This is a genomic window from Salinarimonas rosea DSM 21201 (assembly GCF_000429045.1).
Classification (GTDB): Bacteria; Pseudomonadota; Alphaproteobacteria; order Rhizobiales; family Beijerinckiaceae; genus Salinarimonas; species Salinarimonas rosea.
Genome location: NZ_AUBC01000001.1, coordinates 169,764 through 183,693, shown reverse-complemented (window position 1 = coordinate 183,693; position 13,930 = coordinate 169,764). Strand labels below are relative to the sequence as shown.

Sequence of the window (13,930 nt, the reverse complement as noted above, 5' to 3'; positions counted from 1 at the left end):
CCGGGAGATCCGACATGCGCTTCATTCCCACCAACGTCCACGCCATCGTCGACTATCTCGTCGGCGTGCTCCTCATCGCCTCGCCCTGGCTCTTCGGCTTCGCCATCGGCGGCGTCGCGCAATGGCTCCCGGTGATCCTGGGTGCCGGCGTGATCCTCTACTCGCTCTTCACGGACTACGAGTACGCCGCGCGCCGCGCGATCTCGATGCCGACGCACCTGTGGCTCGATGCGCTCGGCGGGGCGCTGCTCGCGGTCTCGCCCTGGCTGTTCGGCTTCGCCGACTTCGTGTTCTGGCCGCACCTGATCATCGGCCTCTTCGAGATCGGCGCCGCGGTGACCACGAAGACGGTGCCGACCCGCGCCACGGACGCGGACGACCGGGCGCGCGTGCGCTGAGGACGCATCGGGCGCCGGAACCCCGGCGCCCGATCGCCGTTGCGAAGGCTCCCGCAACCGGAGTTATGCCCTCATGGCCAACGACAAGACCCTCGAGGATCTCTTCCTCGACACGCTGAAGGACGTCTACAACGCCGAGAAGCAGGCGCTGCGCGCCTATCCGCGCATCGTCAAGGCGGTGGCGTCCGACGACCTCAAGGCGGCGCTCGAGCAGCACCGCGACGAGACCGAGACGCAGGTCGAGCGGCTCGATCGCATCTTCGAGATGCTCGGCAAGCCGGCCCGCGGCAAGACCTGCGAAGCGATGCAGGGGCTCGTCGAGGAATCGAAGGAGATCCTCTCCGAGTTCAAGGGCTCGGTCGCCCTCGACGCCGGCGTCATCGCGACCGCCCAGGCGATGGAGCACTACGAGATCTCGCGCTACGGGACGCTGCGTGCCTGGGCGACCGCGCTCGGGATGAAGGACGCGGCGAAGCTCCTCGAGGAGACGCTGAAGGAGGAGAGCCGCACCGACGAGAAGCTGACGAAGCTCGCCGAGACGGCGGCGAACCAGAAGGCCGCCTGAGGCTCGTTCGAGAGACCCCCTCGAGAGACGTCTTCGGGAGACCCTCGCCGGTCCCGCGCGGCGCCAGCCTCGCGGGACCTTCGCGTCGACCTTGCCAACCCGTCCGCGCTGGCGCATCAGGATGCGTCGCGGGAGGCGGGCATGGCGCAGGACACCACGGGATCGACGATGGCGGACGAGCCGCGCGGTGACCTCACCGTGCGCACGCTGGCGATGCCGTCGGACACCAACGCCAACGGCGACATCTTCGGCGGCTGGGTGCTCTCGCAGATGGACCAGGCCGGCGGCATCGCCGGCGTCGAGCGCGCCCGCGGCCGCGTCGTGACGATCGCGGTCGAGGCGATGACCTTCATCCGCCCCGTCAAGGTCGGCGACGTGCTGTGCGTCTACACCGAGGTGGAGCGGGTCGGCCGCACCTCGATGAAGATCCACATCGAGGCCTGGGCCCGCCGCTTCATGACGAACCAGCGCGAGAAGGTGACGGACGCGACCTTCACCTTCGTGGCCATCGACGACGAGGGACGCCCGCGGCCGATTCCGCGGGGCTAGAGCTTCGTCCGCAGCTGCCAGAGCTCCGGGAAGAACGGCTTCTCCAGCACGCCCTTGAGGTACGACACCCCGGCCGAGCCGCCGGTGCCGCGCCGGAAGCCGATGATGCGCTCGACCGTCGTCACGTGGCGGAAGCGCCACTGGCGCATCAGGTCCTCGAGGTCGACGAGCTCCTCGGCGAGCTCGTAGAGGTCGAAGTGCTCCTCCGAGCGGCGGTATACCACCTCCCACGCTGCTTCCAGCGCCGGGTCGTAGACGTGGGGCTCGCGGACGTCGCGCTCGAGCTGGTTGGCCGGCACGGGCAGGCCGCGCCGGGCGAGCAGCCGGATCGCCTCGTCGTAGATCGAGGGCGCCTCGTAGGCCGCCAGCAGCGGCCCGTGGCGCGCGGGGACGTGGGCGTGGGGCTTCATCATGCCGGCGTTCTTGGCGCCGAGCTTGAACTCGATCATCCGGTACTGGAAGGACTGGAAGCCCGAGGACGCGCCGAGCCGCTCGCGGAAGGCGAGGTAGTCCGCCGGCGTCATGGTGGAGAGCACGTCCCAGGCGCTCACCAGCTGCTCCTGGATGCGTCCGCAGCGCGCCAGCGCCTTGAAGGCGGGGCGCGGCCGGTCCGCGCGCACGGCGGCCGTGGCCGCGTCGAGCTCGTGGATGAAGAGCTTCATCCAGAGCTCCTGCACCTGGTGGATGGCGATGAACAGGTGCTCGTCGTGCTCGGGCGATTGCGGTCGCTGGGCCGACAGCAGCGTGTCGAGCCCGAGATAATCGCCGTAGGACATGTCGTTCGAGAAGTCGGTCTTGACGCCGTCGTCCGCCATCGCGGGGGTCCTCCGCTGAATGGTTGAAGCTTGAAATATCTCGCGCGCCGGCACAAGCTCCGCCCTCGCTTCACGAGGACGAAACGGCCCATGCTCGACCTGCGCGACCACTTCTCCCGCACCCGCGCCGCGGCGCCCGGCCGCCTCCACCTCGCCGCGCACAGCCACCACGCCTGGCCGGACGTCACCCGCGCGGCGCAGGAGGAGGCCTGGGACGACGCGGCGCGGCTCGCCGACCGCAAGTGGGAGCATGTCCTCGGCCATGTCTGGCCGGAGGCGCAGGGCCACGTCGCGGGGGTGCTCGGCCTGCCGGACCCGAGCACCGTCGTCTTCGCGCAGAACACCTTCGAGCTGTGGCTGCGGCTTTTCTCCTGCATGCCGACGCACCGCCCGGCGCGGGTCCTCGCCACCGACGGCGAGTTCCACTCCTTCACCCGGCTGTCGCGCCGCCTCGCCGAGGACGGCCTGATCGAGCTCGTGACGGTGCCCGTCGAGCCCTTCGCGAGCTTCGAGGCGCGCTTCGCCGAGGAGGCGGCGCGGGGCGGGTGGGACATCGTGCTGTTCAGTCAGGTCCTGTTCGGCTCGGGGTACGTCGTCGCGGACCTCGAGGGTCTCGTCGCGGCGGTGCCCGATCGCGGGACCTTCGTGGTGATCGACGGCTATCACGGCTTCCTCGCCTTGCCGACGGACCTCTCGCGCCTCGCGGACCGGGTGTTCTACATGTCGGGCGGCTACAAGTACGTGATGAGCGGCGAGGGGGCGGCGTTCATGCACTGCCCGCCGGGCTTCGGCGAGCGGCCGCGCGCCACGGGCTGGTACGCCGCCTTCGGCGCGCTCGCCGCGCGGCAGGACGGGCGGATCGGCTATGCCCAGGACGGCTTCCGCTTCATGGGCGCGACCTTCGACCCGACGGCGCTCTACCGGCTCAATGCCGTGATGCGCTGGCTGGCCGGGCTCGGGATCGACGCCGCGCGGGCGCACGCGCACGCCCACGCCTGCCAGCGCGCCTTCGTCGCGGCGCTCGAGGCGCAGGGCGCCGCGCTGTCGCGGGCGGACTTGCTGATCGGGCTCGACGACCCGCGCCGCGCCAACTTCCTGGCCTTCCGCCGCCGGGACGCGGCCGACCTCCACGCGCGGCTCATGGCAGCGGACATCGTCACGGACGTGCGCGCCGACGTGCTACGCTTCGGCTTCGGGCTGTATCACGCGCAAGGCGAGATGGCCGAGGCGGCCCGGCGGGTGGCGGCGGCGCTCGCTTGAGAGGGCTGGTCGGTTTGGGCATCACTGATGCCTTTCCAGGAACTCGGCGAGCAGCCTTCGGGAGGTGAGCGGAGCATGCAGGCGCCCCCATTGTCCTTCCCTGTAGGGGAAGGTGGCTCGGCGAAGCCGAGACGGATGGGGCGCGCGAAGCGCGTTCGGCGGAGCCGAAAGGCCGGTCCAATGCCGGACGCGGAGGCTTCCGCTTCGCGGAACGCGTCGCTCCGCGCCGCGCCCCATCCGTCTCGCCGGCTTCGCCGTCGATCCACCTTCCCCTACAGGGAAGGAGAAGGCCTGCGCCAGACGTCCAGCAAGCCCGACTTCGACACGTGCCCGAGGCATGAGCACCGTCGCGCGAGCGGTGCGAGAAGGCGTAGGCGAGGGGGCGGGGCACACGCCCCCCCGCGCCGTCACTCCTGCAGCATGCGCTTGAGCAGCTCGACCTCCTCGCCCAGCGTCGTGTCCTCGCCGATCGCCTTCTCGATCTTGCGCACGGCGTGGAGCACCGTCGTGTGGTCGCGCCCCCCGAAGCGGCGGCCGATCTCGGGGAGGGAGCGGAGCGTCAGCGTCTTGGAGAGGTACATGGCGATCTGGCGGGGGCGCACCACCGCCGCGGTGCGGCGCTCGGAGAGGATGTCGGAGCGCGAGACGTTGTAGCGCGAGGCGACGAGCTTCTGGATCTCCTCGATCTTCACGCGCTTGGGCTCGCGGTTCTTGACGAGGTCGCGGATCGCCGTCTCCGCGGTCTCCAGCGTCACGGCCGTGCCGGTGAGGGTGGCGTGGGCGAGGAGCCGGTTCACGGCGCCCTCGAGGTCGCGGCCGTTGGTGGTGATCTGCCGGGAGACCCAGGCGATCACGTCGGGAGCGACGTCGAAGGTGGGATGCGCCTGATGCACGGCGGCGATGCGCGCGCCGAGGATCGCGTGGCGCAGGTCCTCGTCGAGGTTGCCGACCTCGACCACGAGCCCGCCGGCGAGGCGCGAGCGGGCGCGCTCGTCGAGGCTCTCGAGATCTCCCGGCGGCCGGTCGGCGGCGATCACGACCTGGCGGCCGGCATCGATCAGGGCGTTGAGGGTGTGGCCGAACTCCTGCTGGATCGTACGGCCCTGGATGAACTGCACGTCGTCGATGATCAAGAGGTCGATGCCGCGCAGCTTCTCCTTGAAGGCGAGCGAGGTCTGCGCCTTCAGGGCCGAGACGAAGCCGTACATGAAGCGATCGGCGGTGAGGTAGATCACCCGCTTGCCGTGGGCGCGGGCGCCGTGGCCGATGGCGTGGAGCAGGTGGGTCTTGCCGAGCCCGACGCCGGCGTGGACGTAGAGCGGGTTATAGAGCGCGTGCCCGTCGTGGCGGGCGACGCGGTCGCCGGCGGCGTGGGCGAGCGCATTCGAGCGACCGACGACGAAGCTGTCGAAGGTCAGGCGCGGGTCGAGCGGGGCGCCGGCGATGTCGCCGTCGGCCGGTCCGACGGAGGCCTGCGGCGGAGACGGTGCGGCGGGCGCGGCGGCGGCCGGCGCCTCGCGGCGGGGCGCGGCGTCCGAACGGGTCGCCGGGGCGGGCTCCATCCGTCGCGGGCCGTCGCGGGAGGTCGTGCCGCGCACCGCGAGCGCGATGCGCTCCACGGCGGGCTCCTCCGCGCGATACACGTCGAGGACACGGTCGAGGTAGTGCGCCTCGATCCAGCTCTTGAGGAAGCGGGTGGGGACGGTCAGCCGGGCGCAGCCGTCGGCGAGGGCGTCCAGCTCGAGGCGGGCGAACCAGGACGTGAAGACGTCCTCGCCCAGCTCCGCGCGCAGGCGCCGGCGCACGCGCGACCAGGCCTCGCTCGCGCCGGCCCCGGCCGCGACCCGAGCCGGGCCGGGGGCGTCCGTCGTCGGCTCTCCCGCGGCGCAGGTCATGCGCGCGCCGGGCTCCGCCCCGATCGCGGCCGCGAGTGCCTTCGCGCGCTCCTCGCCCCCATGGAACATCTCAGCCCTCCTCATCCGCGCCTCGGGCACGTCGACCGCCGCCGCAAGCCGACACCGCCCGCCCCGTCCAGTAATTGCCGTACCGTGCGGCGGAAAACCGCCGCACTGCCCCGAAAGGATCCGGGGCACCGAAAGTCTTAGTGATGTTGGATGTCGTCCAGGTCGTGCTACAGGGCGTCGTTCGAGGTCTGGGCCAGCGTCATCATCAGGCGCTTTTTTGTATCTTTGCCGACGATAGACACCGCGCGACCCCCCGCTCCTGAGGCTTAACCTTGGATTTCTGAAGAGTTACTTCGGGGAGCCCCCGAAGTCCTGAGACCTTACACAGCCCCCCCCGGGGGCGCAACAGAAAGGAGTCGGCTCGTGCGACGCGGGCGGCTCGACGGGTCCCCGCAGACCCGGTCCCGGGCCGATAAGTCGCTGTGCCTCTTTACCTTTTGTTGAGGATGGCGGCGCCCGCGCTGCCGATTCGGGGCGCGTCGCACGCATTGTATCGGGGCGCCGCTGTCGCCTCCGGGTCGTCTCGATTCCGAGGCCTCCCGTGCTTTGCCCCCTAAGGTGTTGACGCTTAAAGCGTTTATCTGCGCGCTCGAACGGGCGGTCTCCAAGGTTTCCACCCGGAATTCGCGCACGGGAGTCAAGCAGAACGTTAGAAGAACTGCGTTCAACTCGGAAATCGACCGCGCTGCGTGTCCGGATGTCTTCAGTCGCGCACGAATTCTCGCCAAGTCGTCGCAAGGACGCGTATTCCGTGCACGAAAAGGCGAAGCCCGGCGCGAGGGCCGGGCTTTCGGGCATTTCCGTCGAAGGTCGGGGGCGACCGGGGCCGGGGCAGCCGGCGCTCGCGCGCCGGCGGAGATGCCGGTCAGGCGCTCGCGCCGGCCTCCAGCGCCTTCACGCGCTTGGCGAGGCGCGACACCTTGCGGGCGGCCGTGTTCTTGTGCGTGACGCCCTTCTGGGCGGAACGCATGATGATCGGCTCCGCCACGGTGAAGGCGGTGCGCGCGCCGGTGGCGTCACCTGCGCCGAGGGCCTCCTCGACCTTGCGGATGAAGGTGCGCATGCGCGAGCGACGCATGCGATTGACCGCCGTGCGACGGGCGATCTTGCGCGTCATCTTCTTGGCCGAGGGCGTATTGGCCATGGCTTGTAGAACCCCGTTCGGATGCGCCGATCGGCGAGGCCGTCGCGGCCCGCGCAGCAGGGATCGGCTGATGTCTCAGGAACCCATGGGCGGCCCGCCGCGGAACCGGCGCGCGCCCGTGAAGCCGGGTGTATAGTCGCGCACGGCTCCCGCGTCAACGCCCCATCGACGCGCCGGAGACACGCCCCGCACGGCGCTCCGTGCCGGGCGTGGGACGAGCGGATCGACTCATTATATATGGCGGGACCCGAACGCCGCGAGATCGCCGTTGAAATCCGGGGCCCGGAGGCGCATCTTGGGGGCGTCGGCAATTCCTGCCGTCGTGAACGCAGAGAGGACATGACGCTGGCTCAAGTGTCTCCGCGCGAAGCGGAAACCGCGCCGCTTCCCGCCCGTCCCGAGGCTTCCGCCTCGGCCGACGGGGAAATCCTGTCCGTGGCCCGCACGTGTCTCGACGACATGAAGGCCGAGGACATCGTCGAGATCGATCTCGTCGGCAAGACGTCCGTTGCCGACACGATGCTCGTGGCCACGGGCCGCTCGGATCGCCACGTGAACGCGATCGCCGACCGCATCATCCAGACGCTCAAGGACAATCGCCTCGGCACCCCGCGTGTCGAAGGCATGCCCGCGTGCGACTGGGTGCTGATCGACGCCGGCGACGTGATCGTGCACGTGTTCCGCCCCGAGGTCCGCTCCTTCTACAATCTCGAGAAGATGTGGGGCGCGGATCGGCCGGCCGAGCGCATCGACGGCTGAGCGGAGGTGCGGCTCGCGATCGTCGCGATCGGCCGGCTCAAGGCCGGCCCCGAGCGCGCGCTCGCGGACCGCTACGTCGAGCGCGCCCGCGCGCTCGCCCGCCCGCTCGGGCTCTCGGGACCGGAGGTCTCCGAGCTGCCCGAGTCGCGCGCGCGGCGCGATGCCGATCGGCGCGCCGAGGAGGCGTCCGCGCTCGCCGCGCGCCTCCCCGACGGAGCGCTCGTCGTGCTCGACGAGCGTGGTCGCACGCTGGACAGCCCCGGCTTCGCCGACCGCCTCGGCGGCTGGCGCGGCGCGGGACGCCCGGCCGCGACCTTCGTCGTCGGCGGGCCCGACGGTCTCGACGAGACGATCCGCGCGCGGGCGGACCTCGTGCTCTCGTTCGGGGCCCTCACCATTCCCCACCAGATCGTGCGCGGCCTCGTCGCCGAGCAGATCTACCGGGCGCTGACCATCCTCTCCGGCCATCCGTACCATCGCGGGGGCGATAGATGACCACGCGCGAAGGCGCGGTGCGCGCCATCGGCAAGACACGCCGCCCGACGCTCCGGGTCGGCTCTCTCGCGCTCGCGCTCGTGCTCTGCGCGGGAGGCTCTCGTGCCCAGGATCCCGTGGAGCCGCCCGCGGAGGCGCCCGCCGTCGATCCCGGTGCGCTCGAGATCCGGGCCGACGAGACGCAGGCCGAGCGCGACGCGCGGGCGGCCGAGCTCGAGGCGCTGCGCTCGGCCCTCGACGGAGCGGCCTCGCAGCGCCGGGCGCTCGAGGAGGAGATCGCGCGCCTCGGCGAGGACCGCGCGCGCCTCGCCCAGGCGCTGATCGACACGACGGCCCGCATCCGCGGCCTCGAGGGCCGCGCCGGCGAGCTCGAGGAGCGGCTCTCCGTGCTGCTGGGCTCGGAAGCCGCGATCCGCCGCTCGCTGGAGAGCCGGCGCGACGTCGTCGTCGAGGTGCTCGCCGCGCTCCAGCGCATGGGCCGCCGGCCTCCGCCCGCGGTGCTGGTGCGGCCCGAGGACATCCTCGCCGCCGTGCGCACCTCGATGCTGCTCGGCTCGGTCGTCCCCGAGCTGCGCGCCGAGACGGAGGCGCTCGCAGCCGACCTCGCGGAGCTGGTGCGCCTGCGCGAGGCCATCGCGACCGACCGTGCGACGCTCGCCGCCGAGCTCGAGGCGCTCGCCGCCGAGCGCACGCGGCTGACCGCCCTCGTCGAGGCGCGCCAGGCGCGGCTCGCCGCAGCGCGCGAGAACGCCGCGGCCGAGCGCGCCCGCACGGCGGGGCTCGCCGAGCGGGCGGCCACTCTCGAAGACCTGATTGCCGGCATGGAGCGCGAGATCGCCGCCGCCCGCGACGCGGCCGCGGCGGCGCGGGCGGCGGGCGAGGCACGGGTCGCGCGCACCCGCGCGCGCTTCGAGGAAGCCGCCTTCCGCGACCCTGCCCGGCTCGCGCCGGCGCTGCCCTTCGACGAGGCGCGCGGCCTGCTGCCGCGCCCCGTCGCGGGGGACACGCTGCGCGCATTCGGCGCACCCGACGGCTATGGCGGGCGCACCCGGGGAATCTCACTTTCGACACGACCGGGTGAGATCGTCACTGCGCCTGCGGACGGGTGGGTGGCCTTCGCCGGGCCGTTCCGCTCGTTCGAGCGTCTCTTGATCATCAACGCGGGCGAGGGCTACTATCTCTTGCTCGCGGGCATGGAGACGATCACGGTGGAGGTCGGGCAGTTCGTGCTGGCGGGCGAGCCGATCGGGACGATGGGCGCGACGGCCGCGCTCTCGCCGGCCGCCGGCGCGCTGGAGACGACGGACCCGGTTCTGTACGTCGAGTTCAAGAAAGACGGCGGGTCGATCGATCCGTCTCCCTGGTGGCAGGAAACCGAAGGCGAAGAGGTTCGCGGATAATGCGCAAGCTTTCACTTCTGATGATCGGCGCGGCCATGGGCGCCGGCGCGGCGACCGTGGTCTCGCAGCCGCAGCTGCTCCCGGGCTCGAGCGCGATCGCCGCCTCCGCGGAGACCTATCGCCAGCTCAGCCTGTTCGGCGACGTCTTCGAGAAGGTCCGCACCGACTACGTGGAGGCGCCCGAGGACGCCGCGCTGGTCGAGGCGGCCATCAACGGCATGCTGACCTCCCTCGACCCGCATTCGAGCTATCTCGACCCCAAGAGCTTCCGCGACATGCAGGTGCAGACCCGCGGCGAGTTCGGCGGGCTCGGCATCGAGGTCACGATGGAGGACGGGCTCGTCAAGGTGGTGAGTCCGATCGAGGACACGCCGGCCGCCAAGGCGGGCGTGCTCGCCAACGACCTGATCACCCACATCGACGGCGAGGAGGTCCAGGGCCTCACGCTGAACCAGGCGGTGGACCGCATGCGCGGTCCCGTCAACTCCGCGGTGGAGCTGCGCATCCGGCGCGGCGGCGGCGCCGCGCCGATCGAGGTGTCGATCACCCGCGACGTGATTCGCGTCCGTCCGGTGCGCTGGCGCGTCGAGGACGACATCGGCTACGTGCGCATCACCCAGTTCAACGAGCAGACCTCCCCGAACCTCGAGCGCGCCATCGCCGAGCTGACCGACGAGATCGGCGAGGAGCGGCTCAAGGGATTCGTGCTCGACCTGCGCAACAACCCGGGCGGCCTGCTCGACCAGGCGATCGACGTGTCCGATGCCTTCCTCGACGGCGGCGAGATCGTCTCGACGCGCGGCCGCAACGCGGCGGAGACGCAGCGCTTCAACGCCCGCTCCGGGGACCTGACCGACGGCAAGCCGGTGGTGGTTCTCATCAACGGCGGCTCGGCCTCGGCCTCGGAGATCGTCGCCGGCGCGCTGCAGGACCTCGAGCGCGCGACGGTGCTCGGCACCCGCTCCTTCGGCAAGGGCTCCGTGCAGACGATCATCCCGCTGGGCGGCTCGGGCGCCCTGCGCCTGACCACGGCGCGCTACTACACGCCGAGCGGCACCTCGATCCAGGCGCGCGGCATCGAGCCGAACATCATCGTCCTGCCGGACGTGCCCGAGGAACTCCAGGGGCGCGACACGGTCGAGGGCGAGGCCGGCCTGCGCGGCCACCTCGCCAACGACGACGAGGAGCGCACCGCGTCCTCCGCCTACGTGCCGCCGGATCCGGCCGACGACGTGCAGATCGCCGCCGCCCTCGCGCTCCTGCGCGGCGAGCGGGTCGATTCCGCCGCCCGCGCGCCACAGGCCGAGACGGTCCCGAACTGAGGCCGTACCGAAGCCCCGCGGCTCGGCACCGAACCAGGCACTCGACGGCCCGCCTCCGATGCTCGACATTGGAGGCGGGCCGTCGCGCGATTCGGCCCGCAGGCGCCGCGGACGGGACCGCAGACGAGCATCGGCGACGAGGATCGGAGACGGGGTACGTGTCCAGTGCGTCCGACGACCTGACGACACCGCTCGGCACCGAGCGCGAGGAGCGCCGGCCATCGCTCTTGGCGCGCCTGCCGCTCGGGCGGATCGCCTCCGGCGGGGCGATGACGCTCGCGGCGCTGATCGGCGGCTACCTCGCCCTCGTCGACGACCCGTCCGGGGGGGACCCGCAGGTGGTCGTCGAGATCCGAGAGGGCGCGCCGGGCGCGGCGCCCATGCCGGTCGATCCGGCGGGCGGGACCGCGCCGCAGAGCGGCCTCGCCCTCATCCAGGACATGTCCGCGCGCGGAGCGGGTGCGGGCACCAGCGCCGCCGAGATCGAGCGGGCGTCCGGCGTGTCCGTGACGCGTCCCGGCGGGGCGGCCGAGCCCGGCGCTCTGATCATCCAGGTTCCGCCGGGGGAGGGGACCCCTCCCGCCCCGGCGGGGGCGGCGCCGTCCGGCGGGCTCGCGCCCGCGCCCGACCAGCGTCTCGTCGAGCGCACCCGCTACGGTCTCCTCCCGCGGGTGGGGGAGGACGGGGCGATGCCGGCGCGGGTCTACGCCCGGCCGCCGACGCCGATGAGCCTCTCGGAGAGCGCCCGCGTCGCCATCCTGGTCACCGGGCTCGGCATCAGCCAGTCCGGCACGACCCGCGCCGTCGATCGGCTGCCGCCGGACGTGAGCCTCGCCTTCGCCCCCTACGGCGGCGATCTCGACCGGCACGTCTCGCGGGCCCGGGAGGACGGGCACGAGGTCTTCCTCCAGGTGCCGATGGAGCCCTTCGACTATCCCCGCAGCGACCCCGGCCCGCACACGCTCACGACCGAGGCCTCCGTCGAGGACAACCGCGACCGGCTGCACTGGGTGATGGGCCGGTTCACCGGCTATGTCGGCGTCGTCAACTTCATGGGCGCGAAGCTCACCGGCGACGCCGCGAGCCTCCAGCCGATCCTCGCCGAGATCGGCGGGCGCGGGCTCGCCTATGTCGACGACGGCACATCCTCGCGCAGCCGCGCGCCGGCGCTCGCCGCCGATGCCGGGCTGCCGGTTGCCGTCGGCGACGTCGTGCTGGACACGGTGCCCGATCCCGACCGGATCGACGCCGAGCTCTCCCGGCTCGAGCGCCTCGCCCGCGAGCGCGGCATCGCGGTGGCGACGGCGAGCGCGCTGCCGATGACGGTCGACCGCATCGCGGCCTGGGCCGCGCAGGCGGAGCAGCGCGGCGTCCGGCTCGTGCCGGTCTCCGCCGCGCTGGCGACGCCGGGTGGCTGAGACACCGGAGACCCGGATGACCGACGATCTGCCGCCCTACCGCCCCTGCGTCGGGGTCGCGCTCTTCAATCGCGACGGCCTCGTCTTCGTCGGCAAGCGCCTGCCCGAGTCGGGCCCCGAGCACGTCGACGGACCCTACGTCTGGCAGATGCCCCAGGGCGGCATCGACCCGGGCGAGGACCCGCTCGCGGCGGCGCGGCGCGAGCTCCGGGAGGAGACGAACGTCACCAGCGCGAGCCTCGTCGGCGAGGCCGCGGACTGGTACGCCTACGACCTCCCCGGCACGGTCGCCGCCCAGGCCTGGAAGGGCAAGTGGCGCGGCCAGACGCAGCGCTGGTTCGCCTTCCGCTTCGAGGGGGACGACAGCGAGATCGACATCGCCAGCCCCGCCGGCCACAAGCCCGAGTTCGAGGCCTGGCGCTGGGAGCGGCTGGAGCGCCTGCCGGAGCTGATCATCCCCTTCAAGCGCGCGGTCTACGAGCGCGTGGTGGCGGACTTCGCGCGCTTCGCTGCCCCTTGAGCCGCGTCCTCCCCGCAGGGGAGGAGTCCGCGCCTCGAAGCGGGCGGTGGGGCCGTGCGCCGTGCGATCGCGCCGGCCCGCCGCCCTTCCCACCCTCCGGCCTTTTAGCCTCCGTCCTCGCCTGCGGGGAGGAAGCCGGTGGGCGAGAGGTCCGGGCGCCAGGGGACAGCGGCAGGGGACAGACGCCCGCCCGCCGTGCTCTCATGGCCGCCCCTCACGGAGGCGCCCATGCTGCACGGATTCGTCCTCATCGTCCTGTTCCAGTTCGCCGGGGAGGCGGCGGCGCGGCTCGCCGGGCTGCCGACGCCGGGGCCCGTGGTCGGGCTGGCGGCGCTGGCGCTGCTGGCGATCGCGTTTCCCGCGCTGCTGCGCGCCGTCGAGCCGACGGCGGACGCGCTGCTGCGGCATCTGAGCCTCTTGTTCGTGCCGGCGGGCGTCGGCGTGCTGCAGCATCTCGACCTGCTGCGGGCCGAGCTCCTGGGGCTCGTCGCGGTGCTCGTCGTCTCGACGCTGGTGACGATGGCGGTCACGGCGGGCGTCTTCGCGCTCCTGGCGCGGCCGGCGAAGGAGGGAGGGCGATGAGCCCCGCGCCCGTTCCCGAGGCGGCCGCGGAGTTCTGGGTCTACCTCGCGACCTCGCCGCTGTTCTGGCTCGCGCTGACGCTGTCGGTCTATCTCGGCGCGGACCGGCTCTCGGCGTGGTCTGGCCGCAACTCCTTCGTCAACCCGGTGCTCGTCGCCATCGTCGTCCTCGGCGCGGTGCTGATCGCCACGGGAACGTCTTACGAGACCTATTTCGAGGGCGCGCAGTTCGTGCACGTGCTGCTCGGCCCCGCCACGGTGGCGCTGGCGATCCCGATCGTGCGCCACCGCGCCGAGATCCGCGCGAACCTCCTGCCGCTCGTCGTCGCGCTGATGGTCGGCGCGGTGGTGGGGATCGCGAGCGCGGTCGGGCTCGCGCTCGCGGTCGGCCTCGACAGCGCGCTCGTCGCGTCGCTCGCGCCGAAGTCCGTGACGGCGCCGATCGCCATGGGCGTCGCCCGCGAGATCGGCGGCGTGCCGGAGCTCACGGCGGTCCTCGTCATCGCCACCGGCATCACCGGCGCGGCGTTGGTGACGCCGACGCTGAACCTGCTCCGCGTGAAGGACTGGCGCGCCCGCGGCTTCGCGGTGGGCCTCGCCGCCCACGGCATCGGCACCGCCCGCGCGCTGCAGGTGAACCCGGTGGCGGGCACGTTCGCGGGGCTGGCGATGGCGCTCAACGGACTCGTGACCGCCTTCGCGGCGCCCGTGGTGGTGGCGTGGATCGTGGGATGACGGTG

Annotated in this window: 15 protein-coding genes; 12 read left to right on the top strand and 3 right to left on the bottom strand. The window is 72.4% G+C overall.

The window, feature by feature from the left end:
* The first annotated feature begins 14 nt into the window (after positions 1 to 14).
* From G407_RS24975 to G407_RS0100895, 3 genes are all read left to right on the top strand, one after another.
* On the top strand, positions 15 to 398 hold the full coding sequence (locus tag G407_RS24975) for an SPW repeat domain-containing protein (RefSeq protein WP_043538607.1): 384 nt from the start codon (positions 15 to 17) through the stop codon (positions 396 to 398).
* A gap of 73 nt (positions 399 to 471) precedes the next feature.
* Complete coding sequence (locus tag G407_RS0100900) at positions 472 to 963, top strand: YciE/YciF ferroxidase family protein (protein ID WP_029029292.1); 492 nt, start codon at positions 472 to 474, stop codon at positions 961 to 963.
* Positions 964 to 1,104: 141 nt separating this feature from the next.
* The gene (locus G407_RS0100895) at positions 1,105 to 1,512 is read left to right on the top strand and encodes an acyl-CoA thioesterase (protein ID WP_029029291.1); all 408 of its coding nucleotides are present in this window, start codon (positions 1,105 to 1,107) and stop codon (positions 1,510 to 1,512) included.
* On the opposite strand, the gene kynA is transcribed toward G407_RS0100895, so the two are convergent.
* The gene (gene kynA / locus G407_RS0100890) at positions 1,509 to 2,327 is read right to left on the bottom strand and encodes a tryptophan 2,3-dioxygenase (protein ID WP_052340790.1); all 819 of its coding nucleotides are present in this window, start codon (positions 2,325 to 2,327) and stop codon (positions 1,509 to 1,511) included. The genes G407_RS0100895 and kynA overlap by 4 nt on opposite strands.
* 90 nt (positions 2,328 to 2,417) lie before the next feature.
* On the opposite strand from kynA, the gene G407_RS0100885 reads away from it, so the two are divergent.
* Positions 2,418 to 3,587, top strand: coding sequence for an aminotransferase class V-fold PLP-dependent enzyme (locus G407_RS0100885; RefSeq protein WP_029029289.1), 1,170 nt, complete (start codon positions 2,418 to 2,420; stop codon positions 3,585 to 3,587).
* Between the two features lie 407 nt (positions 3,588 to 3,994).
* Here G407_RS0100885 and dnaA read toward each other — a convergent pair whose 3' ends face one another.
* Both dnaA and rpsT read right to left on the bottom strand, forming a co-directional pair.
* The gene (gene dnaA, locus G407_RS0100880) at positions 3,995 to 5,482 is read right to left on the bottom strand and encodes a chromosomal replication initiator protein DnaA (RefSeq protein WP_084327205.1); all 1,488 of its coding nucleotides are present in this window, start codon (positions 5,480 to 5,482) and stop codon (positions 3,995 to 3,997) included.
* A 934-nt stretch (positions 5,483 to 6,416) separates the two neighbouring features.
* Entirely contained in the window at positions 6,417 to 6,695 is a 279-nt protein-coding gene (gene rpsT / locus G407_RS0100875) for a 30S ribosomal protein S20 (protein WP_029029287.1), read from the bottom strand.
* Between the two features lie 339 nt (positions 6,696 to 7,034).
* Between rpsT and rsfS the strand changes: the two genes are divergently transcribed.
* From rsfS to G407_RS0100835, 8 genes are all read left to right on the top strand, one after another.
* Positions 7,035 to 7,454, top strand: coding sequence for a ribosome silencing factor (gene rsfS / locus G407_RS0100870; protein ID WP_084327141.1), 420 nt, complete (start codon positions 7,035 to 7,037; stop codon positions 7,452 to 7,454).
* A gap of 6 nt (positions 7,455 to 7,460) precedes the next feature.
* Positions 7,461 to 7,949 carry a 23S rRNA (pseudouridine(1915)-N(3))-methyltransferase RlmH gene (gene rlmH, locus G407_RS0100865; RefSeq protein WP_029029285.1) on the top strand — a complete coding sequence of 163 codons (489 nt, stop codon included), beginning with the start codon at positions 7,461 to 7,463 and terminating at the stop codon, positions 7,947 to 7,949.
* Complete coding sequence (locus G407_RS0100860; RefSeq protein WP_084327139.1) at positions 7,946 to 9,349, top strand: murein hydrolase activator EnvC family protein; 1,404 nt, start codon at positions 7,946 to 7,948, stop codon at positions 9,347 to 9,349. The genes rlmH and G407_RS0100860 overlap by 4 nt, the downstream gene beginning before the upstream one ends.
* Complete coding sequence (locus G407_RS0100855; protein ID WP_029029283.1) at positions 9,349 to 10,671, top strand: S41 family peptidase; 1,323 nt, start codon at positions 9,349 to 9,351, stop codon at positions 10,669 to 10,671. Before G407_RS0100860 ends, G407_RS0100855 begins: the two co-directional genes overlap by 1 nt.
* Positions 10,672 to 10,829: 158 nt before the next feature.
* Positions 10,830 to 12,089 carry a divergent polysaccharide deacetylase family protein gene (locus G407_RS0100850; RefSeq protein WP_029029282.1) on the top strand — a complete coding sequence of 420 codons (1,260 nt, stop codon included), beginning with the start codon at positions 10,830 to 10,832 and terminating at the stop codon, positions 12,087 to 12,089.
* 16 nt (positions 12,090 to 12,105) lie between these two features.
* Positions 12,106 to 12,609 carry an RNA pyrophosphohydrolase gene (locus G407_RS0100845; protein ID WP_029029281.1) on the top strand — a complete coding sequence of 168 codons (504 nt, stop codon included), beginning with the start codon at positions 12,106 to 12,108 and terminating at the stop codon, positions 12,607 to 12,609.
* A 228-nt stretch (positions 12,610 to 12,837) separates the two neighbouring features.
* A complete protein-coding gene (locus G407_RS0100840) occupies positions 12,838 to 13,191 on the top strand; it encodes a CidA/LrgA family protein (RefSeq protein WP_029029280.1) in 354 nt (117 codons plus the stop codon).
* Positions 13,188 to 13,925, top strand: a complete 738-nt coding sequence (locus tag G407_RS0100835) for an LrgB family protein (protein ID WP_029029279.1) — start codon at positions 13,188 to 13,190, stop codon at positions 13,923 to 13,925. Before G407_RS0100840 ends, G407_RS0100835 begins: the two co-directional genes overlap by 4 nt.
* Positions 13,926 to 13,930: the final 5 nt, after the last annotated feature.

Excerpts from the sequence above, each read along its gene's own strand:
- G407_RS24975 (WP_043538607.1), top strand. The coding sequence starts at position 15 with ATGCGCTTCATTCCCACCAACGTCCACGCCATCGTCGACTATCTCGTC.
- G407_RS0100900 (WP_029029292.1), top strand. The coding sequence starts at position 472 with ATGGCCAACGACAAGACCCTCGAGGATCTCTTCCTCGACACGCTGAAG.
- G407_RS0100895 (WP_029029291.1), top strand. The coding sequence starts at position 1,105 with ATGGCGCAGGACACCACGGGATCGACGATGGCGGACGAGCCGCGCGGT.
- kynA (WP_052340790.1), bottom strand. The coding sequence starts at position 2,327 with ATGGCGGACGACGGCGTCAAGACCGACTTCTCGAACGACATGTCCTAC.
- G407_RS0100885 (WP_029029289.1), top strand. The coding sequence starts at position 2,418 with ATGCTCGACCTGCGCGACCACTTCTCCCGCACCCGCGCCGCGGCGCCC.
- dnaA (WP_084327205.1), bottom strand. The coding sequence starts at position 5,482 with ATGACCTGCGCCGCGGGAGAGCCGACGACGGACGCCCCCGGCCCGGCT.
- rpsT (WP_029029287.1), bottom strand. The coding sequence starts at position 6,695 with ATGGCCAATACGCCCTCGGCCAAGAAGATGACGCGCAAGATCGCCCGT.
- rsfS (WP_084327141.1), top strand. The coding sequence starts at position 7,035 with ATGACGCTGGCTCAAGTGTCTCCGCGCGAAGCGGAAACCGCGCCGCTT.
- G407_RS0100860 (WP_084327139.1), top strand. The coding sequence starts at position 7,946 with ATGACCACGCGCGAAGGCGCGGTGCGCGCCATCGGCAAGACACGCCGC.
- G407_RS0100855 (WP_029029283.1), top strand. The coding sequence starts at position 9,349 with ATGCGCAAGCTTTCACTTCTGATGATCGGCGCGGCCATGGGCGCCGGC.
- G407_RS0100845 (WP_029029281.1), top strand. The coding sequence starts at position 12,106 with ATGACCGACGATCTGCCGCCCTACCGCCCCTGCGTCGGGGTCGCGCTC.
- G407_RS0100840 (WP_029029280.1), top strand. The coding sequence starts at position 12,838 with ATGCTGCACGGATTCGTCCTCATCGTCCTGTTCCAGTTCGCCGGGGAG.
- G407_RS0100835 (WP_029029279.1), top strand. The coding sequence starts at position 13,188 with ATGAGCCCCGCGCCCGTTCCCGAGGCGGCCGCGGAGTTCTGGGTCTAC.